The organism is Salinimicrobium profundisediminis, assembly GCF_026241755.1.
GTDB classification, from domain to species: domain Bacteria; phylum Bacteroidota; class Bacteroidia; order Flavobacteriales; family Flavobacteriaceae; genus Salinimicrobium; species Salinimicrobium profundisediminis.
This window is the reverse complement of record NZ_JAPJDA010000022.1, coordinates 30,819-53,579: the sequence shown is the minus strand read 5'-3', so window position 1 is coordinate 53,579 and position 22,761 is coordinate 30,819. Positions and strand designations below refer to the sequence as shown.

Genomic DNA, 22,761 nt, shown 5'->3' with positions numbered 1-22,761 from the left:
AATATGTCAGTATTAGTATATACAGAATCGGAAGAAGGACAATTTAAAAAGACTGCCTTTGAGGTGGCTTCTTATGCAAAAGGTGTTGCCGACATGCTGGGAACAGAAGTTACAGCTATTTCCTTTAATGCGCAAAGTGCAGGTGACCTTGGGAAGTATGGAGTGAGCAAAGTATTAAAGGTAAATGACGAAAAGCTTCAAAAATTCAATGCTAAAGCCTACGCCGATGCCATTAAGCAGGCAGCCGAAAAGGAAGGATCAAAAGTGATTGTTGTAAGCCAGAGTGCAAACGCAAAATATTTAGCACCACTATTGGCTGTACAACTGGAGGCGGGATACGCTTCAAACGTGGTGGCTTTACCAGAAGGTACAGATCCACTACAGGTAAAAAGGACTGCATTCACCAACAAGGCTTTTAACTTTACCAAATTATCTACCGATGTGAAGATCATTGGGCTTTCTAAAAATGCCTTCGGATTAAAAGAAAATCAAACCGACGCTACGGAAGAAGATTTTTCCCCTTCTCTTTCTGAAGGAGATTTTGCAATCAATGTGGTTTCCGTAGACAAAGCAGCCGATAAGGTGACTATTGCCGATGCCGAAATTGTGGTATCTGGCGGAAGAGGTCTTAAAGGTCCTGAAAATTGGGGTATGGTTGAAGATCTTGCCGAAACCCTGGGAGCAGCGACAGCCTGTTCAAAACCTGTAAGTGACATGGGCTGGAGACCTCATAGTGAACACGTAGGCCAGACGGGTAAACCCGTTGCAGCAAACCTGTACATCGCTATTGGAATTTCTGGAGCAATACAACATCTTGCAGGGGTAAGTGCCTCAAAAACAAAAGTGGTGATCAATAATGACCCCGAAGCGCCTTTCTTTAAGGCTGCCGATTACGGGGTGGTAGGAGATGCCTTTGAGATAGTACCAAAGCTCACCGAAAAATTAAAGGAATTTAAGGCTGGTAACTCATAATTTTTTTAACTTGCAAGCCGTTAAAAGGGCTGTCTCAGATAGGTATTTTGCCCGTTTAGACAGCTTTTTTTGTATTTTTGAAGTATGAGTTTAGTGCGCCTTAACATTAAAGGAATTTCTTACAGCCAAACCCAAAATGGGGCCTATGCCTTAATTTTGAGTGAGGTGGAAGGAGAGCGTAAACTCCCTATTGTAATTGGAGCTTTTGAAGCTCAATCTATCGCTATCGCTCTTGAGAAAGAGATCAAGCCTCCACGCCCACTCACCCACGACCTTTTCAAGAATTTTGCCGACAGGTTTGAGATCGTTGTAAAACAGGTGATCATTCACAAACTGGTAGACGGGGTTTTCTATTCCAGCCTCATTTGTGAGCGCGATAAAATCGAAGAGATCATTGATGCCAGGACCAGCGATGCCATTGCACTTGCTTTGAGGTTCCAGGCGCCCATTTTCACCTATAAGAATATTCTTGACAAGGCCGGTATCTACCTCAAGGGAGATGCTGCAAAAGAGAAAGAAGAGCAGGAGAAAGAAGATATTATAGTAGATGAACTCTTTTCTAAGGAAGTCGAGATAAAATCTGACCAACCCGATTACAGGAAACTGTCACTCAACGAACTCAATAACATGCTAGACCAGGCCGTAAAAAACGAAGATTATGAGAAAGCGGCCCGTATACGAGATGAGATCTCCAAGCGAAAATAACCCCCATTCATAATGAATAAAATCTGGTGCTTCCTGTTCCTGATCTTCTTCGGAATTTCCCCATTACTTGCACAATCAATTTCTAAAACCTGGGATTTTGAAGCCGTAGAAGGCAGCCCCCAAAACACCATTTTTGACATCTCCCCCGGAAATGACTATTTAAAACTGGACAATGGAGGTTTTGAACTCGCCCTTACCAATGAAGACGCTCCCAGATCAACCGGGAATTATGTTTTTCAAAATGATGTACTGGTACTATTCTTTGACAGCCCGGGCGACAGTATCCAAAACTTTAGAGTAAAAACCTTAACCGATTCTACGCTGGTGCTTAGCACAAGAGATGTGACCTACTCCCTTAGGGAAGTGCCACAAACTGTACAGGAAGTACTGCCCGTAGATACCGCAAAGACCGTAATACCCAACCAGGGTTTTACCTTCACAAGTTTCTGGAGAGGTGCACTGGGAATGGTCTCTCTCATCTTACTCGCTTTTATCTTTAGCAGCAACCGCAGGGCTATAAACTGGAAGACTATTCTTGTAGGATTAGGCGCCCAGCTTCTTTTGGCAATAGGGGTTTTAAAGATCACTGTGGTTCAAAACGTATTTGAGACCGTAGGTTACTTTTTTGTACTTATTCTTGATTTCACCGCGGCAGGAAGCGAATTTTTGCTCGGCGGACTAATGAGTGTAGAAAGCTATGGTTTTATCTTCCTGTTCCAGGTATTACCCACCATCGTTTTCTTCTCTGCCTTAACTTCTGTACTGTTCTACCTTGGGGTGATACAGATCGTTGTAAAAGGAATGGCATGGGTACTAACCAAGCTCATGGGCATCTCGGGGCCCGAAAGTTTAAGTGTTGCCGGAAATATCTTTTTAGGACAAACTGAAGCCCCATTAATGATCAAGGCCTACCTTGAAAGAATGAGCCGATCGGAGATCCTTTTGGTCATGATTGGCGGAATGGCTACTGTGGCAGGAGGCGTACTGGCTGCTTATATTGGCTTTTTGGGGGGGGATGATCCTGCTCTTAGAGTAGAATTTGCAAAGCACCTGCTGGCTGCATCGGTTATGGCAGCACCGGGAGCTATCGTTATTTCAAAGATCCTTTATCCGCAGCAGGACAAGATCACTACCGATGTAGAAGTTTCTTCGGACAAAATTGGATCTAATATTTTAGATGCCATTGCCAACGGTACCACCGAAGGTTTAAAACTGGCAGCCAATGTCGCTGCAATGCTCCTGGTTTTTATAGCTTTTATCGCTATGATAAACTACGGCCTCGGAAAAATTGGAGACTGGACAAGCCTTAATGGTATCATGGCAGCAAACACTCCCTACGCCAGGTTGTCTCTTGAATCTCTCCTCGGAATTATTTTTGCTCCGCTCATGTGGCTTATTGGAGTAGCAAAAGCCGATATGATGCTCATGGGGCAGCTGCTGGGAATAAAACTTGCAGCCAGTGAATTTGTAGGATATATACAGCTGGCTGAACTAAAGAATCCGGTAAATGCGCTAAGCCTTACCTATGAAAAATCTATCATCATGGCCACTTACATGCTTTGTGGTTTTGCCAACTTCGCTTCTATTGGAATACAAATAGGCGGAATTGGTTCCCTGGCACCCGGACAAAGAAAAACCCTGTCGGAATTTGGTATGAAAGCGCTTATTGGCGGTACCCTCGCTTCTTTACTTTCGGCTACAATTGCCGGGATGATCATTGGATAATTTTCATTTCAAGAGAATCAGGAATCAGGAGTGAAGAATCAAGATTACTGTTACTCAGGCATAGCTAACCCTGAACACGATAGTTAATAAGTCTCTAATAATTCCTTTTTAGAATTAACTTCTTTAATTAGGACAGTTTTCTATTTTAGCTGAAATTGATCCGGAATTTGCCATTTTTGGCAGGTAAGCATCAGCACTATCTTTAAAATATAAACCCTTCATAATCAATTCATAATGAAGCAGTATCACGACTTGATAAAACACGTCCTGGAAAACGGAAATGAAAAAGGAGACCGCACCGGCACCGGCACAAAAAGCGTGTTTGGTTACCAGATGCGGTTTGATTTAAGTGAAGGTTTTCCCATGGTTACCACAAAAAAGCTCCATCTAAAATCTATTATTTACGAGCTGCTTTGGTTCCTCAACGGCGATACCAACATTAAATATTTACAGGAAAACGGAGTGCGTATCTGGAACGAATGGGCCGACGGGAACGGCGATTTGGGTCCGGTGTACGGTCATCAATGGCGCAACTGGAACAGTGAAGATATAGATCAAATAAAAGAGGTAGTAGAAACATTGAAGACCAGCCCCAACAGCCGCCGCATGCTGGTTACCGCCTGGAACCCTTCGGTACTGCCCGATACCTCAAAATCCTTTTCAGAAAATGTAGCGAATGGAAAAGCCGCGCTTCCTCCATGTCATGCATTTTTTCAGTTCTACGTTGCTAACGGCAAATTATCCTGCCAACTCTACCAGCGAAGTGCAGATATTTTTCTGGGGGTACCGTTCAACATCGCTTCCTATGCCCTGCTCACTATGATGATTGCGCAGGTATGTGGTTATGAAGCAGGAGATTTTATTCACACTTTTGGTGATGCTCATATTTACAACAACCACCTGGAGCAGGTAAACCTACAGCTGTCGCGGGATGCGAGGCCTTTGCCTGTCATGAAACTGAATCCTGAGGTGAAAAATATTTTTGATTTTAAGTTTGAAGATTTTAAATTGGAAAATTATGATCCGCATCCGGCTATAAAAGGGCAGGTAGCGGTTTAATTTTTGTCCAATTTTAAATTTTTTAAGCATTATGAAGAAGTTATTAGTTATTGCATGTTTTTTCTTTGGAGGAATAGCAGGTGCCCAGGCACAACAAACCTCACCAGTTTGGCCGGGCTGTGAAGACGCTGAAGATAAATCGGAATGTTTTAACGAAAAACTAAATGCCCATGTAAGGGAAAATTACGAATACCCCATGAAGCAGAATGCTTACGTTCGGGGAGAAGTAAAAGTATCTTTCAATATTAATGAAGAAGGGAAAGTTATTGTGAATTCGGTTGAAGGATCGGAGCCACTGGTGAATGAAGCTGCCAGGGAAATGCTCAAAAAGATTCCAGATATGAAGCCCGGGACTTTAAACGGAGAGCCCGATTCCCGGAATTTTACCACTACCTACCGCTTCTAAGAACAAGCCCCAGATCATGAAAAAATTATTTTTTGTCCTTTTCCTGTTTAGCGCAGGAGCAACATTTGCCCAGGAAGGTGTAAGTGTATCCAAAAATACGCTCACTACCAAAGAAACCCCTCCGGTTTGGCCGGGTTGTGAAGATTTTTCGGGGAATTCAAAAACCTGTTTTAAGGAGAAGCTCACCCAGCATCTCAAGGAGAATTACAAGTTCCCAAAAGATAAAGCTGGCAACTACATTAGGGGGAAAGCTATAGTTTCTTTTGTGATCAATAAAGAAGGGAAGCCGGTAATTTCTAAAGTTGAAGGCGCCAAAAAGGAACTCAATGAAGAAGCAAAGAGGATCATTCTTGCCATTCCGCCGATGACGCCGGGGCAGATGGCCGGGAAACCTGTGGAGGTGAGCTATAAAGTTCCTTTTACATTCTAAGCCTATTCTTATTATTCCTTTAACTAAAAGGGATACATAAAAGTTTAAATTTGAAGGAAACCTGCGGGTTTCCTTTTTTTATTCCCCAAAAAAGGTAATTACGCCGGAAATTTTTTTCCTTATGAACAACACCAAACCTCCGGAATTCAAAACCCAGTTTGCCGAAGACGTCTTTAAAGGCCTTACTTCATATCCTAAAAAAATTAGCTCAAAATTCCTTTATGATGAAAAGGGAGACGAGCTCTTTCAGCAGATCATGGACCTGCCCCAGTACTATCTTACGGGCAAGGAATATCAAATTCTTAAGCGCCACAGGGAAGAATTAGGAGATGAATTTGCCTCTTTAGAAGGTTTTGACCTTATAGAACTTGGTGCCGGGGACGGGAAAAAAACAAAGGTGCTGTTAAGTCACTTTGAAGAAAAGAACTATGACTATAAATACCTGCCGGTAGATATCAGTAAGAATGTGCTCGAGCAGTTAAAAGGCAGCCTGCAACAGGAATTTCCTGCTGTAGAGGTAGAACCACAGCAGGGCACATATGCCGAAGTACTCAGCCGCCTGGCCGATTACCGGGAGCGTAAAAAAGTGATCCTTTTCCTGGGTTCGAATATTGGGAATCTCACTCCCGAAGAAGCTGTGAACTTTTTAAAGAAGATATCTTCTGCAATGCATGAAAAAGATCTTTTCTTTATGGGAGTGGATCAAAAGAAGGATCCAAAGGTGATTTTGGATGCTTATAATGACGGCGCCGGAGTTACCGAAGCATTCAATAAAAACCTGCTCACGCGAATGAACAGGGAACTGGATGCCGAATTTGATCCTGAAGATTTTATGCACTGGCCCCTTTATGATCCAGAATCAGGAGTAGCCAAAAGCTTCCTGGTGAGCAAAAAGGAACAAACTGTAGCAATAAATGCTCTTGACATTAAAGTGCATTTTCAAAAATGGGAGACCGTACACACCGAAGTATCCCAAAAATATGATGACACCTCCATAGCCTGGCTGGCCAAAGAAGCCGGACTGGAGATTTCAGGCTGTTGGGCCGACAAAGACAGCTGCTTTAAAAACTATCTTTTTAAAAGAATAAAATAATGAAAGCAATTTGGAATAACACCGTAATAGCCGAAAGTGATCAAACTGTTGAAGTAGAAAACAACCAGTATTTCCCCCCGGAATCTATAAATTCTGAATTCTTCAACCTGAGCGATACCCATACAGTGTGCCCCTGGAAAGGCAGAGCCTCTTATTTTCACCTAAAAGTGGGAGATGAAAAAAATACCGATGCGGCCTGGTTTTATCCGCATCCAAAACCCGAGGCAGCACAAATTAAGAACCACGTGGCTTTCTGGAACGGAGTGAAAATAGAAAAATAAATTTGCCATTTAAAAAAAATGACCTAAGTTTACCAAAATCAAAAAAGAACAATCCAGGTGATTTTAAATAATAACAATAATAATTTCAATAACAATCTGAATCAAATCAGATTGCGGAGAGCTATTATTGTATAAAAAATCCCTTAAACAATATTCAAAGCCTTTCCGCCACCCGGAAAGGCTTTTTTTTTTGCAGAATAATGAAACGACTTCAAAATAATAATATCAATAATAATAGTCCGCCACCCGGGGGAGAGGATCTCTGTGCTTTAAAGCCTGCCTCCTTCCCGGGGCAGGCTTTTTTATTTCTTAAACATTTAAAACAAACATTATGAAAACTACATTACAACTATCACAAAAACTTGAAACTGAAGAAGCTGTTGACTTCGTAAAATCTGAATTTGAAAAACACCTTAAAGCACAGCTTTCACTGGTAAAAATATCGGCTCCCACCGTTGTACTTCACGGCACCGGCATCAACGACGATCTAAACGGAATTGAAAGACCGGTTGGTTTCCCTATAAAAGCTATGCAGGAGCGCCGCGCCGAAGTGGTGCAATCTCTCGCTAAATGGAAAAGATTAAGACTGCGGGAGTATGAAATTGAACCCGGAATGGGAATAGTGACCGATATGAAAGCCCTGCGGCCCGATGAAGAACTGGGGCCAATACATTCCATTTCGGTAGACCAGTGGGACTGGGAAAAAGTAATACTCCCCGAAGACCGTCAATTGGAATTCCTAAAGACCCAGGTACGCAGCATATATTCTTCCCTTCTCGCCACCCAGGCTGCCATCACCAAAAAATATCCTCTCCTCTCCCTCGACCTGCCTGAAGAAATCACCTTTTTACACACCGAAGACCTGCTGCAAAAGTACCCTCACCTCAGCCCAAAACAACGCGAAGACAGGGCAGCTAAAGAATTTGGGGCCGTATTTCTCATTGGCATAGGTGGAATTCTGGAAAGCGGAGAACCTCATGACGGCCGGGCTCCAGATTATGATGACTGGAGCACTCCTACCTCGGCTTCTACAAAAGGCCTCAACGGCGATATTTTAGTCTGGAACAGTGTACTGGAACAGGCTTTTGAATTGTCTTCAATGGGAATTAGGGTAGACAAAAAGACCCTGGAGCTACAACTACAAGAAAGAAAAGCCGAAGACCGTAAAAGTTTATACTACCATGACCAGCTACTTTCAGAAAAACTCCCTCAAACCATTGGTGGCGGGATAGGACAGTCAAGGCTGTGTATGTTCCTGCTTCAAAAAAGACATATTGGGGAAGTACAGGCGAGCATCTGGCCCGATGAAATGAGACAGGAATTAAAAACCGAAGGTGTGTTTTTGCTTTAAAAACACAGAGACTTCACAAAGACCTCACAGGTTTTTGAAACCTGTGAGGTCTAAATTATCGTCAATCATTGTAAAGGAAAAGACAAAATAAAACCTTTCAAAAATGGCATTTTTGGATACCCTTTTTATAACTGCTTCAGCAGGTTTTCCAGGTCTTCTTCGGAATTGAAGTAGTGGAAACTAAGCCTTATCCCCTCACCTCGTTGGGAGCAGATAATCCTGTTGGTACGTAGCTTCTGAAACAATTTATCATCTCCCCTGATGTTAAAGATCGAAGAATGCAGTTCCCGGTTAACCACTGCAGATTCCAGCACTCCTTTTTCACTGAGTTTAGCCTTGGCAACGGAAGCAAGTTCTTTGATGCCGTTTTCAATTTCTGCTATTCCCACCTGTTTTATAAGATCTATGGCGGTTTTAAGGCTTCCGAAGTTTAAAGTATCAAGGTGCCCTGGTTCAAAAGTCCCTATAAAACTACCTTTGTGAGGCTTGTTCTTTCCCTGCAGGTCTTTGATCTCAAATTCTCCCGACTGTACTTTTTCCTGCATATGTTCTTTGAAGAGAAAAAATCCATTCCCGTACCCGGCATTAAGCCATTTATAAGCACTGGCCCCAAGTACATCAAGTGCCGAGGCTTCAAAATCGAATTTTTCGGTACCACAAAATTGGGTGCCATCGGCGAAAAGGAGAAGCCCGGGATTATCTTCCTTAAGCTTCAGAAGAAAATCGGGATCTATTTTAATTCCGTTGATGTACTGCACAAGGCTGAAAGCAAAAATATCAGGCTTTTCGCGGGAAACTACTTCAGCAATATTATCTTCAAGGTTTTCATCAATTTCAGCATAACACACCTCAAACCCGCGCGATTCTACAGCCCAATTTACCGACGGATAATCGTTTTTGAGCAAAAGCACCTTTTTGCTGTGGTCAATTCCTTCCAGTAACGTATTAAATCCGAAGGAAAAGTTTGGCGTAAGCGCTACCAGATTGGGTGCACAGCCAAACAGATCTCCCACCGCTTTTCTTACTTTTAGAAAGAGAGCGTCACGTTTATCACGAAATAAACTGCCGCCAATGAGAAAGTCGAGATCATGGTCCTGCCTGAATTCCAGCAGATTTTCAGACAACAAACCGGAAGCCGCAGTATTGAGATAAGTATACTGTTCTAAAAGAGGAAACTGTTTTTTAAAATTCTTCATAAACAAGGAAGATTCCGTAGTAAAATCAATAAATTTGAGAATATCTCTAAAATTACGTTTAAATATGGGGCTGGAAAAAAATAGTGCTTCAAAAATAGATCCGGAGCAACGCAGACTTATTGAAAGGGCACAAATGCGGGCTCGGCAAAAAAGAAGATTGTACCAACATTTTATAGTCTTTCTACTGGGATCGGTGGTTTTAATCCTGCTCAATGTGATCTTTGACATAGGCCGCAACATTAATCCTTTTGGGATAGACTGGTTTGTGTGGGCCATCATCTTCTGGGCTTTGCTACTGCTTATTCATGTTTTCAACGTGTTTATCACCAATAAATTTTTTGGAAAAGACTGGGAAAACGAGCAGATTGACCGACTGGTGGCGAAGCAGCAAAAGAAAATTGCCGAACTTCAGAAGAAAGTGGAAAAAGACTATCCCCTCCCTACAAAAGGAGAACCATACATTCCTCCCACGACCCAAAAACCAATTGATCCTGATGCTCCAATAAATTCTTAACAATGGGAAAAGTTACTTTGATTGCAGCTGCAGGTGAGAACAATGAACTGGGTAAAGACAAAGACCTGGTGTGGCACCTGCCCGACGATTTTAAGAGGTTTAAAAAGTTGACTACCGGTCACTACATTATAATGGGACGCAAGACGTTTGAGACATTTCCTCAATTGCTTCCCAATCGCACCCACGTGATCATCACCCGCAAGGACGATTACAATCCCGAAGGCACCATTGTGGTAAATTCCCTCGAAAAAGCACTCGAAGCAGCGAAAGATGATCCGCAACCTTTTGTGATTGGCGGGGGCGAGATCTATAAGCTTTCTCTGGATAAAGCTGACGCCATTGAGCTCACGCGTGTGCACGGGAGTTTTGACGCCGACACCCACTTTCCCGATTTTGATGAGAAGAACTGGAAACTGGTAGCAAAAGAAGAACACCCTGCCGATGAGCGCCACAAATACGCTTTCACCTACCTCACCTATGAGCGTGTCAAATAATCAACAGGTCATATACGAACTGGCAAGCAGCCATGGCTTTACCGTAAAAGGTATCGATTCCCTTGCCGGCGGCAGCATCAACCAGGTGTACCTTATAAATACTTCGGAAGGAAAAAAAGTGGTGAAGGTCAACTCTGCCCACAAATTCCCCGGAATGTTCGCAGCCGAAAAACAGGGACTGGAAACCCTGAAGCAGGAAAATGCTTTTGATGTACCGGCTGTTTTTGGTCTCGGGGAAGTTGGTGGTAAGGCTTACCTCCTACTGGAATACAAAAAAGAAGAGCCTCAAAAAGGGCATTTTTGGAAGGTATTTGGGAAACAGCTTTCCCAACTTCATAAAACTTCTGCTGAAAGCTTCGGCTTTGCGGCATCCAATTATATTGGAAGTCTTCCGCAGTACAATGAGCCGCGAGAATCGGCAGCCGGTTTTTATGTAAATCAGCGGTTGGAACCGCAGGTGAAGATGGCTTCAGAAAGAGGCTTTTCGCTGGGCGATCTTTCAGGATTTTACAGGAATATTTCAGAAGAAATTCCGCAGGAAGCTCCTGCCCTGCTCCACGGAGATCTATGGAGTGGAAATTACATTACTAATGAAGAAGGCCTGCCCTGCCTTATAGATCCTGCTGTTTGCTACGGGCCAAGAGAAATGGATCTCGCCATGATGCAGCTGTTTGGTGGTTTTCCTTCAGAAGTATTTGATATTTATAATGAGCATTTTCCGCTTCAGCAGGGATGGGAAGAAAGAATCCCTCTTTGGCAATTTTATTATCTCCTGGTGCACCTCAACATTTTTGGCCGCAGTTACCTTCCGCAGGTTGAGGAAATAATCCGTCGCTTTTCATAATCTTAACAGCCCGCGCTCTTCTTTTAGGAGTTCTTTAGTGCACATAGGGCGCTAATTATTTTATATTTAAATAGTTAAATTAAAATAAGATATGAGCACAGAAAATCTAAATAAAGAAGAATCGTGGAAAAAACTAAGGGAACTGGTAGACGACATCAAGGTAGCAATGATGGTTACTGGGCTCGAAAAAAGGCCAATCAACGCCATTCCCATGAGGACAAAAAAAATTGATGATAATGGAAATATCTGGTTTGTGAGTGCAGGTAATAGTGAACACAATAAAAACCTGCAGATCAACGAACAGGTACATCTCTTATACAGCGACCCCGATGATAACGAATTTGTTACCCTCTATGGAGAAGCAGAGATCACCAAAGACAAAAAAATACTGGAAGATCTTTACAGTTCAACTTCCGACAATTGGTTTGACGGCGTAGATGACCCCAACCTCACGGCAATAAAGGTAAAGCCTGTAGAGGCATATTTTTGGGATAGTAAAACCAATAAATATGTCACCCTCTTTAAAATGGGTATAGGAGCTTTAACCGGTGAGAAACAGGATGTGGGTGAAAAAGGCAAATTAGACCTCTAAACCTATTAACATATTAGGAATCCCTTACGGCTTTGCTGTAGGGATTTTTTTATTTTCTTAATTTTGCAGCCTAATCACTAAAGTTATGAAAGCATACGTATTTCCGGGACAGGGAGCCCAATTCACAGGAATGGGACAGGATCTCTACGAGAAGTCCCCTCTAGCGAAAGAACTTTTTGAAAAAGCCAATGATATTCTGGGGTTCTCTATAACTCAAACCATGTTTGAAGGAACCGCTGAAGACCTTAAAAAGACAAAAGTGACCCAGCCTGCAATATTTCTTCATTCGGTAATCCTGTCTAAGGTTTTAGGCGATACCTTTAAACCAGATATGGTTGCCGGGCACTCTTTGGGAGAATTTTCGGCCCTGGTTGCAAATGGAACATTAAAGTTTGAAGATGCCTTAAAACTGGTTTCCAAAAGAGCACTGGCTATGCAAAAGGCCTGTGAACTGGAGGAATCTACAATGGCTGCTGTTTTGGGCCTTGAAGACCACCTGGTAGAAGCGATTTGTGCCGATATTAAAGGTACAGTGGTTGCTGCAAATTACAACTGCCCCGGGCAACTGGTAATCTCGGGAGACCTGCTGGCGGTAGAAAAAGCCTGTGAAGAATTAAAGGAAAGAGGTGCTAAAAGGGCCATGATCCTTCCTGTGGGAGGAGCTTTTCATTCGCCCCTTATGGAACCGGCAAGAGAGGAGCTGGCGGCAGCTATAGAAGAAACTGAATTCCATAAACCAGTTTGTCCTATCTACCAAAACGTCTCGACTTTTGCGGTAACCGATAGTGCCGAAATCAAGAAAAACCTGATCTTCCAGTTAACGGCTCCTGTAAAATGGACACAGAGTGTGCAGAATATGATCAAAGACGGGGCTTCAGAATTCATTGAAGTAGGTCCGGGAAAAGTATTACAGGGACTGGTAAAGAAGATAGACCGAAGTGCGGAAGTAAGATCTGCAGAAGTATAGGAGTTGCGGGTTGGAAATGTTGCAGGTTGCGGGTTATAAAACGTTGCAAGGTGCGGGTTGCGGGTTGGAAATGCTAACCAAAGAATCTTCTAATTTATATTATAGATAGATACAAAAAACCCGGAGCTAAAACTCCGGGTTTTTTGTTGCCCTAAGGCCAAAGTCTTATAAAAAGATTACTTCTTTAGAAAATCAGCAATAGTTTCTGTAATAAAAGAAATTTGCTCATCATCCAATTCGGTATGCATGGGCAGTGAGATCACCTCTTCTACCAGTTGATTGGTCACCGTGAAATCTTCTTCCCTGTACCGGTCATCTTTATACGCCTTTTGGCTGTGGAGTGGGATAGGATAATAAATCCCGAAGGGAATACCCTTTTCTGAAAGGTGTTTAGCCAAAGCATCTCTTTTTCCGTCCGCAATCTTTATGGTGTACTGGTGGTAAACATGTGTATCAGCAGCACCTTCGGTGTAAGGGACTGTCACCCCTTCTACATTTTGTAAAGCCGCGGTATATTTTTGCGCAGCCTCCTGCCGTGCCTTGTTATATTGATCTAATTGAGGAAGTTTCACCCGCAATACTGCAGCCTGTAAACTGTCAAGCCTGGAGTTCACCCCTACTACATCGTGATGGTAACGTTCATACATCCCGTGATTCACAATCCCTCTAATAGTGTGGGCCAGCTTATCATCATTTGTAAAAATAGCACCTCCGTCACCGTAACATCCTAAATTCTTAGAAGGGAAAAAAGACGTGGATGCCACATGACCTATTGCACCAGCCTTTTTTGTTGCACCGTCTTTAAAGTGATAATTTGCACCTATAGCCTGGGCATTGTCTTCAATCACGTAAAGATCGTGTTCCTGTGCAATTTCCATAATTTCATCCATATTTGCTGCCTGCCCAAAAAGGTGCACCGGCACTATGGCTTTGGTATTTGGTGTGATAGCTTTTTTGATGGCTTCGGGATTTATATTGAAGGTATCTGGCTCCACATCTACAAGTACAGGCGTAAGCTGTAGCAAGGCAATGACCTCTACCGTTGCCGCAAAAGTAAAGTCGGCAGTAATCACCTCATCACCTGGTTTTAAACCAAGGCCCATCATGGCAATTTGCAAAGCATCTGTACCATTGGCACAGGGAATCACATGTTTCACATCCAGGTACTCTTCCAGTTCTTTCTGAAAAGCATGAACTTCGGGGCCATTGATAAATGCAGTGGTATCAATAACTTCTAACATTGACTGAGTAACTGTGTCTTTTATTTTCTCGTATTGACCCTTAAGGTCAACCATTTGTAATTTTTTCATCTTAAAAAGTTAGGCTTACGAAAATACGAAGAATGCCAGTATTCCCAATGGTAATTTCTTAATTTAGCACTCAAAATACCCCATTTGCACTATCTCTATAACATAGCAATTAAAGCTACAGATTTCTTACTTCCCCTGGCCGGCAGGTACAATGAAAAGCTTGGGAAGTTTAGCCAGGGCAGAAAAGGCCTTTTTGAGAGTCTGGTTGCTCAAATTGCCCCCACCGATAAAACTATATGGATTCACGCCGCTTCTCTGGGAGAATATGAACAGGCAGTACCGGTTATTATCAAATTAAAAGAATTATTCCCGACTCATAAGATCGTTTTAAGCTTCTTCTCCCCTTCAGGTTTTGAAGTAAAGAAGAAAAATTCGCTAGCCCATGTGGTAACCTACCTCCCGCTTGACACCCCTGCAAATGCTGAAAAATTCCTGAATATTGTTCATCCCGACTGGGCGCTGTTCATCAAATATGAATTCTGGCCCAACTTCTTAAAAGAGCAAAAAAAACGAAATCTAAGAAGTGTATTAATTTCAGGTGCTTTCAGGGAAAATCAGGTGTTTTTTAAGCCCTACGGAAAATGGATGCGGAAGTACCTTAAAGCTTTTGAATTCTTTTTTGTTCAAAATGAAAGATCAAAACAGCTCTTACAGCAAATAGGCTTTGAGAACTGCAGCGTGAGCGGCGACACCCGTTTTGACAGAGTGTACGCCCAACTACAGCAGGACAATCACCTGGATTTTGTGGAAGAGTTTGTAGACGATCACCTCTGCATAGTCGCGGGAAGTACATGGCCCGAAGACGAAGACCTGATTATAGATTTTGTAAACAAGGAACATCAGAAGGTGAAGGTTATTATTGCCCCGCACGCCATAAAACCAGAAAAAATAAAGAGTTTACAGTCAAAATTGGAGGCAGACACCATACTGTTTTCAGAAAAAGAAGGCAAAACTTTAAAAGATGCCAATGTATTGATCATTGATACTGTTGGCCTATTGACGAAGATCTACAGTTATGCCCACATTGCCTATGTAGGAGGTGCGGCCGGCAACACCGGTTTACATAATATACTCGAACCCGCAGCTTTTGGTGTTCCGGTGATCATTGGGCAAAACTTTGAAAAATTTCCTGAAGCCGGAAAGCTTAAAGAAGCCGGGGGACTCTTCTCAGTAAAAAACAGCGCCGAAGCGAATGAAATTCTTGATAAGCTCATTAATGACAGGGACTTCAGGGAGAAATCCGGCGAAAATTCAGTTGCTTTTATTGAAAAAAACAAAGGTGCCACAAATAAAATTTATAATTATTTCTTAAAAAATAAAGAAAAATAACCTCGCTTTAACACCATGAGCGGGAGTTTATTGAAAGTGTGTTTTGCATATATAAAAAATAGTTTAAATTTGTTCCAACTAATTAAACATACTAACATGAAAAAATTATTTTTAGGATTGCTTGTAGCTGCATTTACGCTTTCTATCTACTCTTGTAGAGAGACTACAGAAGAAAATGTAGAAAATAACTTGGAAGAAGTAGAAACTGATCTTGAAGAAACAGGAGAAGACATCGAGTCTGGTCTTGAAGAAGCAGGAGATGAAATAGAGCAGGCTGGAGAACAGACTGAGCAGGAAATTGAAGAAGAAATTAACGAAACTGACGATATTCAGTAGACTTTTTCTTTAGAGATTTTCTCTAAAACTTTAAGGGGCTGCCTAAAAAGCCGTGTTTGTGTCAACCTGAGCATATTTTCAGGTTCTGTTGAAATCTTGAATGAGATTTTATTAGATTCTGAAGTAAAATCAGGAAGACCTTATTCTAGCTTTTTAGACAGCCTCTTTTAATTTGAATAAGTGAGTATGAAAAAAATAATTCTAAGCTTTGCAGTGGCAGGGATAATCTTAACGACCTACTCCTGCAGGGAATCTACACAAGACAAAACCAAAGATGCTGTAGAGGCCATTGGTGAAGATATTGAAGACGGAACCAGGCGTGCTGCCGAAGAAGTAGAAAAAGGTGCTGAAAAGGTAAAAAAGGAGATCGATGAAGAGATTCACGAAACCGATGATCACATTCAGCAGGAAGAACCGGGAGCAGTAGAACGATCCGAATAACTACCTAAAAAGCTGCCCCTGAGCAGCTTTTTTTATATAAAGCAAAGAATATAAAGTGTCAAAAATGGCATTTTTGAGGAAGGCTTTCTCCATTAAATAAAAATAAGGCATTTAAAATCAGATGAAATACATCCCCTTTCCTACTATTTATTTCTGAAGATCTATTTATCGCTGAAGCATTAAAAAAAGAGCTTCCGAAGCGAAAAATGAGACAAAAAACACACTTTTTACACTGAAAGTCCCTAAAAAGCAGCAGCTGTATGATCCTGTTTATCCGAATTTCTCAGATGCATGGAAATTGCATCTGAAAAATGGCATTTTTGGGCCTGCTCATAAGGAAAAGGCATATAATCAGCACCTTTTTACGCCTAAATATTGAAGCAGACTACTTCAGCCAGAAGCCAAATTAGATTATTCGTTCCGTTAGGTTTTCCGCAGAAAATCACCTCCTTACTTTGCCATTTTTTGCCCCAGGATTAATTGTATCTTTTCCACAAGGTCATCCATTTCGAAAGGTTTGGCTATAAAATCATTTGCCCCCGCTTCTTTACATTTTGCACCGGCATCATGCAGGGCAGACATCATGAGCACCGGAGTATCTTTAAATTCGGGGTTATTTCGCAGACGGGCACAAACATCGGTACCATTTATACCAGATATGAGCATGTCCAGCATCACCAAATCGATGTTTTCTTCAAGAATAAGCCTTTCAGTCTCTTCTGGTCTTGCCGTAACTATCACGTCAAAATCGTAAAACTCGAGAAGCGTCTTGAGCATTTCCCCTATTCCGGAGTCATCATCGACAACCAGTATCTTCTTTTTATTCATTTTCCTGTTTATTTTCAAGAAGCACAAAACTAAAGTCTGAACCTTCCCCTATTTTACTTTTTACTTCTATATAGCCGTTGTGGCGCTCAATAATTTCATTGGCAAGATACAAACCTATTCCAAAGCCTGAGTAGGTCTCTTTACTTTCCACTCCTATCCTGTAGAACCTTTTAAAGATATTCTTATGGAATTTTGCATCAATACCTATTCCTTTATCCCTAACACTCACCGCTACCTTATCTGAACCTACTTTTATAACGTGAATTTGAATGTACTGGCTGTCGGGTGAATATTTGATAGCATTGGTAATAAAATTAATAAGCACCTGCCCTATCCTGTCTTTATCTGCAAATACACGGGCCCTATGGGAGTGGAAAATCTCCATTTGGTGCTGTGTGTTGGTAAGCTTTATATCCTGAATGGTTTGCTCTACCATCTCGTTGAGATCAAATTCCTCTTCTTTTAGCTCCAGCTTGTTTTCTTCGAGCCTTGATAGATCAAGAATTTCGGCAATGAGCCTTGTGAGCCGCACAATCTGGTTATCTATGCGCTCCAGGGACGGCTTAAGCGGAACATTACCGGGGATCTCCAATTTATACTTTTCAAGCAGGTTTAGTAAGAGCTGCACGTAGCCCTTAATAGAAGTTACGGGAGTTTTTAGTTCATGGCTCACCATCTTGAGAAAATCTTCTTTTCTTTTTTCTTCTTCCTTAAGCCTTTGTATTTCGGTGCTTATACCAATCCACATGGTAATTTCTCCGTTCTCCCCTTTAACTGCTTCATTCCGGCTTAGGTGCCACAAGTAATTTCCATCTTTATCCCTAAGCCTTAACTGCATTTCAAAGGTTTTCCCGGTTTTAAGGGAATGGCTCCATTTTTTTCTTACCTCGTTCTCTTCGGAAGGGTGAATGAAGTTCTCCCAGCTATACTCTTTTAATTGTTCAAAATCAAGACCTACAAAGTCATACCAATTTTGATTGAAGAAGATAGGTTTACCACTGGCATCTGTATTAATAACCTTCCCCGGCATAAGATCGGCCATCAGTTTAAAATGGCGTTCCCTCTCCTTCAGAAGTGTTTTTGACTCAACCATTTCGGTGACATTAAGCCCCATATTGAGTATGCCTATAATCTCACCTTCCTCATTCCGCAGAGGCTTATAAGTGAAATTATAGTACCCGGTTTCCAAGCTGCCATTTCGCATAAGGTCTACCCTGTCTTCTTTACCCCAGTAAGTCTCCCCTGTAGTAAAAACTTTGTCCAGCAGGTCGTGAAAAGGCTGCCCTTCAAGTTCGGGAAGCGCCTCCCGCAGCGATTTGCCTACTACCTCGCGTGTTTTCCCCCAAAGATCGATCATAGCATCGTTAGCAAGCTCTATGGTCATTTCCCTCCCCGTATAGACAGCCGTGGCTACAGTTGCCTGTTCTACTATAGAGCGAATGCGGTGCTCATTCTCTTTGATCACCTGTTCTTTGAGATAGTCGTCGTGCACATCGGTCACCGTACCTATGAGGCCTTCAAATTCTCCTTCAGAAGTCCATTTGGGTCGGCCACGATCTACCACCCACCTGTAGGAACCATTCTTATTCCGAAGCCTGAATTTTGCGTGATATTCTTTTCGTTCCCGGTGAGCTTCCATGAAATTTTGATAGATCTTATCGCGATCTTCAGGGTGTAATGCCTCCACCCACCCGGCACCCAACGACTCTTTCCTGGTTTGCCCGGTATATTGATACCATTCTTTATTGAGATAATTTCCTTCTCCCAACGGATTGGTAATCCAAATAATTACGGGTACAGTATCAATGACATTTCGCAGTTCTTTTTCACTGTTCTCCAGGCTTTGACGGTTAAGCACTTTTTCGGTGACGTCTACGGCATGAACAAAAATTCCCTCCACATTTCCGGCTGCATCTTTTATGGGCTGATACACAAAATCGAGCATCACAGTTTTTCCCCCATTCTCTCCCTTAAGATCAAGGCTTATTTCTTTACCAATAAAGGGTTTGCCGGTATTGTATACCCCATCAAGCATTTTTATAAAGCCCTGATTCTCTACTTCAGGAAGAACTTCTTTGACAGATTTCCCTATAATTTCACGAAATTCTAAAAGGTCCTGGTATTTGTGATTAGCGAGTTCAAAAATATGGTCTTTCCCTCTCAAAGTACAAATTAAAGCAGGTGCTTCAGAAAGTACTTCATGCAACAATTTACGGTAGTCAATATTCCCATCGGGAAGAACATGCACTTCGGTAAAACACAGAAGAAAATAAGTTTTTTGATTATAAAGGGGCAGCCGATTAGCATTAATTGAAAAACGATGCCTTTTAAGATTGGCTGAAGATAACAGAACCGGGAAATCTTTAACCGCCTCTTCTGAAGTTCTTAAGGTCTCCAGAAGTTCAGGAATTCGCGAACTCTCCTTCTTATCTTCAAGTAAAGACAGAAGGTTCATTCCTTGAAGAGTAGCAGGAGGCGTTTCAAAAACCTCATACATTTTGCGAGTTGCAGCCAGTATCATTCCCTCTTCATTGATCACCACGACAGGATCGCGCAGGGAAATGAGGATATTTTTAGCAAATTCTATCTGTTCAGGATCTTCCTTAAAAGGAACCTGGCTACTCTTCATAAAAAAGATATTTGTTAGGAAAAAAGCTAAAATAAACTTTTCGGGATGCTATTTTACAAAAGAAATCTCAAAATTTTAAATTAGAGCTAAAGCACAGAAACATTTATAGAATTTCCCTAAAGACTTCTCCCTAAGTACAGAAACTTCCCTGATATTTTTATTTGCAAACATAATTTATATCGTAATATCACAATAGATTAGGTAAATTGGCTGCCCGGCATTATTTAAAAAAAAGCCGGAAAATTATTGTGGCTCCAGGTGCACTTAAATATGATTTTGATGTACATATGCTCAATGTAAAATTTAAAAAATGGGAGTAACGAAAAGCGACCTCTTCACAGAAGCTCAAAACGATGTAGCACTGGCCGCCAAGGCACTGGCTCATCCTGCACGGATCGCCATTATTGAATTCCTGCTAAAGTCAAACACCTGCTTTAACGGAGATCTGGTAAATGAACTGGGGCTGGCACAGGCCACTATAAGTCAGCACTTACACGAACTAAAAGATGTTGGCATCATACAGGGAACTATTGAAGGCACGAAAGTGTGCTATTGCATCAATCCGCAGCGATGGAAGGAAATTCAGGAGAAGTTTAACGGCCTTTTCAATAAGTTTGAGGATCCTTCTACAAATGACTGTTGCTAAATTTGCAACTGTCTCTAACTTCTCATGGCTTACTTAAGCTTATACAAAGTAGTTACTAAAACTCCTTTAAATCCGGGAGATCGAACAGACAACAATTGTTTTTCTTCCCTGGCCTGAAAATTAAACGGGGATGCGGAAAGGACAACGCCACTTTGTTTTTTTAACCGGGTACCCTGCCCGGAGATAATGTTCATATTAGGTTCAAAATCTCCTTCCGGGATGTGCTCAGTTAGAAGGACATATTTAAAACCGTATAATTTTTCAACCACGCTTTTTATTTCCTCATTCGATAAATGTTGCAGGACCTGTCTAAGAATCGCAACGTCTCCCAAAGGCAATTCATCTTTTGCAAGATCCAGGGTACAAAATTCTAAATTTTCTGCTTTAAACTTTTTCTTATTATGTGCTATAAGCTCTGGAACTATGTCCAGTGCAATATACTTCCCTGAGTATTTCACCAGGTCTTTACCCACATTAAAATCCCCACAACCAAGGTCACAGACTATCGGAGGAGTTTCAAATTTTGATAAAAAAGGAGATACCACAGCTAAATATGGATTCACTGTCTCGGGTTGATGAGAGCCTGAACCCGAGTAGAATTCAGATTTATTACCACCCCACAAGTTGTTTTCATAGATCTGTACCATGGCATCTTTGGTAGGCCAAGGCTTCTTCGTTTTACTATTTTTGGACATTATCAGCTGAAAAAGGTTTTTTCTTTAGAAGCGCGAGTAATCAAACTAAGACAAAAATATAAAACCCGGAAGCACTAAAGATTGGAAACCACAATTCAATACACATTCTCAACGCTATAACCTTTTAGGATAATTATTTGTTAAGTTTCCAATTCTAATTGGTTTTAAGCCAGCTGTAGCAGAAATTTGCACGATGCAAGAAGATTATGGTGTAAGAGACAAAAAGCGGGAAAAGATAATACTCCTGGTACTGGGAACTTTAATCGCCCTCGGGCCATTTTCCATAGACATGTACCTTCCCGGCTTTGAGAGTATCGCAGAAGAATTCAGTATTACCAAAGCCCAGGTAGGCTTTTCACTTACCAGCTATTTTATAGGAATTGCCCTGGGGCAGTTAGCTTACGGACCTATTATGGACAGGTATGGCCGCAAGCGCCCCCTGCTCATTGGGCTGGTGATCTATGCAATTGCAGCAATGAGCTGCTTTTATTCACCAAACCTTACGTGGCTCATCATTTCCCGTTTCTTCCTTGCGGTAGGAGCATCTGCAGGAATGGTGGCTTCTAAAGCGGTAGTGCGGGATATCTTTCCTTCTGAAGAAGTGGCCAGGGCTATTTCCTTCCTCATGTTGATCATGGGAGGTGCGCCAATTATTGCTCCTACAGTGGGAGGTATGGTAATCGCTTACTTTTCCTGGCATAGTATTTTCCTCGTGCTGGCAGTTTTAGCCGGACTAATGTTTTTTAGTGTCCTCAAATTTCTTCCTGAAAGTGTAGCTCCCGATGAGTCGGTCAAGCTGGAATTGAAAAACATGACTTCTAAGTACTGGGGAATCTTTAGAAACAAAATTTTCCTGACTTTTTCCCTGGCCGGGAGTTTGACTATAGGTGCAATGTTCGCCTACATCTCAAACGCGCCTGTTTTGTTTATGGACAGGTTTAATATGAGTGAAACCCATTTTGGCTGGTTATTCGGACTCAATGCCGCCGGATTAATAGCCGGAAGTCAGCTAAACCGGCTGGTATTAAAACGCTACACCACCTTTAGAGTTACTGTGGTGATAAGCGTGATCCTGGTAGGCCTTTCTATGCTCTTCGTGCTAAACAGTTTTTTTGGAGGAAATTTCTATACGACAACCCTGTTGTTATTCCTGATTCTGTTTTTACTGGGCTTTCAAAACCCGAATACTACTGCCCTTTCCCTGTATCCGTTTGAAAGGAAAGCAGGAAGGGCATCAGCTTTGGTTGGCAGCCTAAAAATGATTTTGGGTGCTGTGGCTTCTTTTATCATTAGTAAGTTCACCGGCATTAGCATGCTCCCGCTGGCACTTACAATTCTGGTTTGCCTGAGCCTTAGTTCTCTACTGCTCTTCCGGTTTCAGGCCAAAGAGAAAAGATCAATGGTGTTGATCACCAGGTAAGGAGGTAAATAGTTTTTTTTTTAAAAATGTAGCAATTTAGGAAAGTCATAAAGACATTTACATCTAAAGCATCCTGTATTCTTCGACTGTACAAGATAATGTCAAAAAGATAGAGCTAAAAACTAAAAACCCTCTAAATCAATAAGATAAAGAGGGTTTCTGTACTCGGAGCGGGACTTGAACCCGCACGAACATTGCTGTTCATTGGATTTTAAGTCCAACGTGTCTACCAATTCCACCATCCGAGCGTGGAACTTTATATGGAGCTCATTGGATCTTAAGTCCAACGTGTTTAAAAAACAAACCCGGGCAACCCGGGTCTCTCCATGCAGAGCGAAAAACGGGATTCGAACCCGCGACCTCCACCTTGGCAAGGTGGCGCTCTACCAACTGAGCTATTTTCGCGTTTTAAAGAACTTCTCTCCTATTAGAGAGTATTGCGGTGCAAATTTAATACATTTCTGAAACTGGCAAAGATTTTTTTGAAAAAACAACAGG

24 protein-coding genes and 2 tRNA genes are annotated in these 22,761 nt (G+C 41.9%); 19 read left to right on the top strand and 7 right to left on the bottom strand.

Features of this window, described 5'->3' with window-relative positions:
- The first annotated feature begins 3 nt into the window (after window positions 1-3).
- The 9 genes from OQ279_RS13475 to asnA all read left to right on the top strand — a co-directional run bounded on the left by OQ279_RS13475 (window position 4) and on the right by asnA (window position 8,022).
- Window positions 4-972: an electron transfer flavoprotein subunit alpha/FixB family protein gene (locus OQ279_RS13475; protein WP_266070490.1), complete on the top strand. Its 969-nt coding sequence runs from the start codon at window positions 4-6 to the stop codon at window positions 970-972.
- An 84-nt stretch (window positions 973-1,056) separates the two neighbouring features.
- A complete protein-coding gene (locus OQ279_RS13470; protein ID WP_266070489.1) occupies window positions 1,057-1,677 on the top strand; it encodes a bifunctional nuclease family protein in 621 nt (206 codons plus the stop codon).
- Window positions 1,678-1,689: 12 nt separating this feature from the next.
- Window positions 1,690-3,402: a nucleoside transporter C-terminal domain-containing protein gene (locus OQ279_RS13465; protein ID WP_266070488.1), complete on the top strand. Its 1,713-nt coding sequence runs from the start codon at window positions 1,690-1,692 to the stop codon at window positions 3,400-3,402.
- Between the two features lie 234 nt (window positions 3,403-3,636).
- Window positions 3,637-4,461, top strand: coding sequence for a thymidylate synthase (locus OQ279_RS13460; protein ID WP_266070487.1), 825 nt, complete (start codon window positions 3,637-3,639; stop codon window positions 4,459-4,461).
- A gap of 31 nt (window positions 4,462-4,492) precedes the next feature.
- Window positions 4,493-4,867, top strand: a complete 375-nt coding sequence (locus OQ279_RS13455; RefSeq protein WP_266070486.1) for a TonB family protein — start codon at window positions 4,493-4,495, stop codon at window positions 4,865-4,867.
- A gap of 16 nt (window positions 4,868-4,883) precedes the next feature.
- On the top strand, window positions 4,884-5,297 hold the full coding sequence (locus OQ279_RS13450) for an energy transducer TonB (protein WP_266070485.1): 414 nt from the start codon (window positions 4,884-4,886) through the stop codon (window positions 5,295-5,297).
- A gap of 121 nt (window positions 5,298-5,418) precedes the next feature.
- Window positions 5,419-6,390 carry an L-histidine N(alpha)-methyltransferase gene (gene egtD / locus OQ279_RS13445; RefSeq protein WP_266070484.1) on the top strand — a complete coding sequence of 324 codons (972 nt, stop codon included), beginning with the start codon at window positions 5,419-5,421 and terminating at the stop codon, window positions 6,388-6,390.
- Window positions 6,390-6,671, top strand: a complete 282-nt coding sequence (locus OQ279_RS13440) for a DUF427 domain-containing protein (RefSeq protein ID WP_266070483.1) — start codon at window positions 6,390-6,392, stop codon at window positions 6,669-6,671. Before egtD ends, OQ279_RS13440 begins: the two co-directional genes overlap by 1 nt.
- Window positions 6,672-7,002: 331 nt before the next feature.
- Window positions 7,003-8,022, top strand: coding sequence for an aspartate--ammonia ligase (gene asnA / locus OQ279_RS13435; RefSeq protein ID WP_266070482.1), 1,020 nt, complete (start codon window positions 7,003-7,005; stop codon window positions 8,020-8,022).
- 125 nt (window positions 8,023-8,147) lie between these two features.
- On the opposite strand, the gene OQ279_RS13430 is transcribed toward asnA, so the two are convergent.
- Window positions 8,148-9,218, bottom strand: coding sequence for an aminotransferase class V-fold PLP-dependent enzyme (locus tag OQ279_RS13430; RefSeq protein ID WP_266070480.1), 1,071 nt, complete (start codon window positions 9,216-9,218; stop codon window positions 8,148-8,150).
- A gap of 64 nt (window positions 9,219-9,282) precedes the next feature.
- Between OQ279_RS13430 and OQ279_RS13425 the strand changes: the two genes are divergently transcribed.
- The 5 genes from OQ279_RS13425 (at window position 9,283) to fabD (ending at window position 12,629) form a co-directional block, all read left to right on the top strand.
- Window positions 9,283-9,732, top strand: a complete 450-nt coding sequence (locus OQ279_RS13425) for a 2TM domain-containing protein (protein WP_266070479.1) — start codon at window positions 9,283-9,285, stop codon at window positions 9,730-9,732.
- Window positions 9,733-9,734: 2 nt separating this feature from the next.
- Window positions 9,735-10,226, top strand: coding sequence for a dihydrofolate reductase (locus tag OQ279_RS13420; RefSeq protein ID WP_266070478.1), 492 nt, complete (start codon window positions 9,735-9,737; stop codon window positions 10,224-10,226).
- Window positions 10,174-11,070: a fructosamine kinase family protein gene (locus OQ279_RS13415; RefSeq protein WP_266070477.1), complete on the top strand. Its 897-nt coding sequence runs from the start codon at window positions 10,174-10,176 to the stop codon at window positions 11,068-11,070. The genes OQ279_RS13420 and OQ279_RS13415 overlap by 53 nt, the downstream gene beginning before the upstream one ends.
- A 91-nt stretch (window positions 11,071-11,161) precedes the next feature.
- Window positions 11,162-11,662 (top strand): pyridoxamine 5'-phosphate oxidase family protein, encoded by a 501-nt coding sequence (locus tag OQ279_RS13410; protein ID WP_266070476.1) that lies wholly within the window; start codon window positions 11,162-11,164, stop codon window positions 11,660-11,662.
- 85 nt (window positions 11,663-11,747) lie between these two features.
- Entirely contained in the window at window positions 11,748-12,629 is an 882-nt protein-coding gene (gene fabD, locus OQ279_RS13405; RefSeq protein ID WP_266070475.1) for an ACP S-malonyltransferase, read from the top strand.
- 176 nt (window positions 12,630-12,805) lie between these two features.
- Here the strand turns inward: fabD and OQ279_RS13400 are convergent, their stop codons facing one another.
- Window positions 12,806-13,939: a DegT/DnrJ/EryC1/StrS family aminotransferase gene (locus OQ279_RS13400; RefSeq protein ID WP_266070474.1), complete on the bottom strand. Its 1,134-nt coding sequence runs from the start codon at window positions 13,937-13,939 to the stop codon at window positions 12,806-12,808.
- A gap of 84 nt (window positions 13,940-14,023) precedes the next feature.
- Between OQ279_RS13400 and OQ279_RS13395 the strand changes: the two genes are divergently transcribed.
- The 3 genes from OQ279_RS13395 to OQ279_RS13385 all read left to right on the top strand — a co-directional run bounded on the left by OQ279_RS13395 (window position 14,024) and on the right by OQ279_RS13385 (window position 16,045).
- A complete protein-coding gene (locus tag OQ279_RS13395; protein ID WP_266070473.1) occupies window positions 14,024-15,268 on the top strand; it encodes a 3-deoxy-D-manno-octulosonic acid transferase in 1,245 nt (414 codons plus the stop codon).
- A gap of 96 nt (window positions 15,269-15,364) precedes the next feature.
- On the top strand, window positions 15,365-15,604 hold the full coding sequence (locus tag OQ279_RS13390; protein ID WP_266070472.1) for a hypothetical protein: 240 nt from the start codon (window positions 15,365-15,367) through the stop codon (window positions 15,602-15,604).
- A gap of 186 nt (window positions 15,605-15,790) precedes the next feature.
- Window positions 15,791-16,045, top strand: coding sequence for a hypothetical protein (locus tag OQ279_RS13385; RefSeq protein ID WP_266070471.1), 255 nt, complete (start codon window positions 15,791-15,793; stop codon window positions 16,043-16,045).
- Between the two features lie 450 nt (window positions 16,046-16,495).
- Here OQ279_RS13385 and OQ279_RS13380 read toward each other — a convergent pair whose 3' ends face one another.
- A complete protein-coding gene (locus OQ279_RS13380; RefSeq protein WP_266070470.1) occupies window positions 16,496-16,873 on the bottom strand; it encodes a response regulator in 378 nt (125 codons plus the stop codon).
- Window positions 16,866-19,502, bottom strand: a complete 2,637-nt coding sequence (locus OQ279_RS13375) for a PAS domain S-box protein (RefSeq protein WP_266070469.1) — start codon at window positions 19,500-19,502, stop codon at window positions 16,866-16,868. Before OQ279_RS13375 ends, OQ279_RS13380 begins: the two co-directional genes overlap by 8 nt.
- Window positions 19,503-19,812: 310 nt before the next feature.
- Between OQ279_RS13375 and OQ279_RS13370 the strand changes: the two genes are divergently transcribed.
- The gene (locus OQ279_RS13370; protein WP_266070468.1) at window positions 19,813-20,148 is read left to right on the top strand and encodes an ArsR/SmtB family transcription factor; all 336 of its coding nucleotides are present in this window, start codon (window positions 19,813-19,815) and stop codon (window positions 20,146-20,148) included.
- A gap of 29 nt (window positions 20,149-20,177) precedes the next feature.
- On the opposite strand, the gene OQ279_RS13365 is transcribed toward OQ279_RS13370, so the two are convergent.
- Window positions 20,178-20,843 (bottom strand): class I SAM-dependent methyltransferase, encoded by a 666-nt coding sequence (locus tag OQ279_RS13365; protein WP_266070467.1) that lies wholly within the window; start codon window positions 20,841-20,843, stop codon window positions 20,178-20,180.
- 193 nt (window positions 20,844-21,036) lie between these two features.
- Between OQ279_RS13365 and OQ279_RS13360 the strand changes: the two genes are divergently transcribed.
- Window positions 21,037-22,263 (top strand): multidrug effflux MFS transporter, encoded by a 1,227-nt coding sequence (locus tag OQ279_RS13360; RefSeq protein ID WP_266070465.1) that lies wholly within the window; start codon window positions 21,037-21,039, stop codon window positions 22,261-22,263.
- A gap of 162 nt (window positions 22,264-22,425) precedes the next feature.
- On the opposite strand, the gene OQ279_RS13355 is transcribed toward OQ279_RS13360, so the two are convergent.
- Window positions 22,426-22,511: transfer RNA gene (locus tag OQ279_RS13355), tRNA-Leu, on the bottom strand.
- Window positions 22,512-22,595: 84 nt separating this feature from the next.
- Window positions 22,596-22,668: transfer RNA gene (locus OQ279_RS13350), tRNA-Gly, on the bottom strand.
- Window positions 22,669-22,761: the final 93 nt, after the last annotated feature.

Coding starts and splice junctions, on each gene's coding strand:
- OQ279_RS13400 (WP_266070474.1), bottom strand. CDS start 13,939: ATGAAAAAATTACAAATGGTTGACCTTAAGGGTCAATACGAGAAAATA.
- fabD (WP_266070475.1), top strand. CDS start 11,748: ATGAAAGCATACGTATTTCCGGGACAGGGAGCCCAATTCACAGGAATG.
- OQ279_RS13410 (WP_266070476.1), top strand. CDS start 11,162: ATGAGCACAGAAAATCTAAATAAAGAAGAATCGTGGAAAAAACTAAGG.
- OQ279_RS13415 (WP_266070477.1), top strand. CDS start 10,174: ATGAGCGCCACAAATACGCTTTCACCTACCTCACCTATGAGCGTGTCA.
- OQ279_RS13450 (WP_266070485.1), top strand. CDS start 4,884: ATGAAAAAATTATTTTTTGTCCTTTTCCTGTTTAGCGCAGGAGCAACA.
- OQ279_RS13360 (WP_266070465.1), top strand. CDS start 21,037: ATGCAAGAAGATTATGGTGTAAGAGACAAAAAGCGGGAAAAGATAATA.
- OQ279_RS13420 (WP_266070478.1), top strand. CDS start 9,735: ATGGGAAAAGTTACTTTGATTGCAGCTGCAGGTGAGAACAATGAACTG.
- OQ279_RS13460 (WP_266070487.1), top strand. CDS start 3,637: ATGAAGCAGTATCACGACTTGATAAAACACGTCCTGGAAAACGGAAAT.
- OQ279_RS13475 (WP_266070490.1), top strand. CDS start 4: ATGTCAGTATTAGTATATACAGAATCGGAAGAAGGACAATTTAAAAAG.
- OQ279_RS13440 (WP_266070483.1), top strand. CDS start 6,390: ATGAAAGCAATTTGGAATAACACCGTAATAGCCGAAAGTGATCAAACT.
- OQ279_RS13365 (WP_266070467.1), bottom strand. CDS start 20,843: ATGTCCAAAAATAGTAAAACGAAGAAGCCTTGGCCTACCAAAGATGCC.
- OQ279_RS13465 (WP_266070488.1), top strand. CDS start 1,690: ATGAATAAAATCTGGTGCTTCCTGTTCCTGATCTTCTTCGGAATTTCC.
- egtD (WP_266070484.1), top strand. CDS start 5,419: ATGAACAACACCAAACCTCCGGAATTCAAAACCCAGTTTGCCGAAGAC.
- OQ279_RS13390 (WP_266070472.1), top strand. CDS start 15,365: ATGAAAAAATTATTTTTAGGATTGCTTGTAGCTGCATTTACGCTTTCT.
- asnA (WP_266070482.1), top strand. CDS start 7,003: ATGAAAACTACATTACAACTATCACAAAAACTTGAAACTGAAGAAGCT.
- OQ279_RS13370 (WP_266070468.1), top strand. CDS start 19,813: ATGGGAGTAACGAAAAGCGACCTCTTCACAGAAGCTCAAAACGATGTA.
- OQ279_RS13380 (WP_266070470.1), bottom strand. CDS start 16,873: ATGAATAAAAAGAAGATACTGGTTGTCGATGATGACTCCGGAATAGGG.
- OQ279_RS13425 (WP_266070479.1), top strand. CDS start 9,283: ATGGGGCTGGAAAAAAATAGTGCTTCAAAAATAGATCCGGAGCAACGC.
- OQ279_RS13430 (WP_266070480.1), bottom strand. CDS start 9,218: ATGAAGAATTTTAAAAAACAGTTTCCTCTTTTAGAACAGTATACTTAT.
- OQ279_RS13470 (WP_266070489.1), top strand. CDS start 1,057: ATGAGTTTAGTGCGCCTTAACATTAAAGGAATTTCTTACAGCCAAACC.
- OQ279_RS13455 (WP_266070486.1), top strand. CDS start 4,493: ATGAAGAAGTTATTAGTTATTGCATGTTTTTTCTTTGGAGGAATAGCA.
- OQ279_RS13385 (WP_266070471.1), top strand. CDS start 15,791: ATGAAAAAAATAATTCTAAGCTTTGCAGTGGCAGGGATAATCTTAACG.
- OQ279_RS13375 (WP_266070469.1), bottom strand. CDS start 19,502: ATGAAGAGTAGCCAGGTTCCTTTTAAGGAAGATCCTGAACAGATAGAA.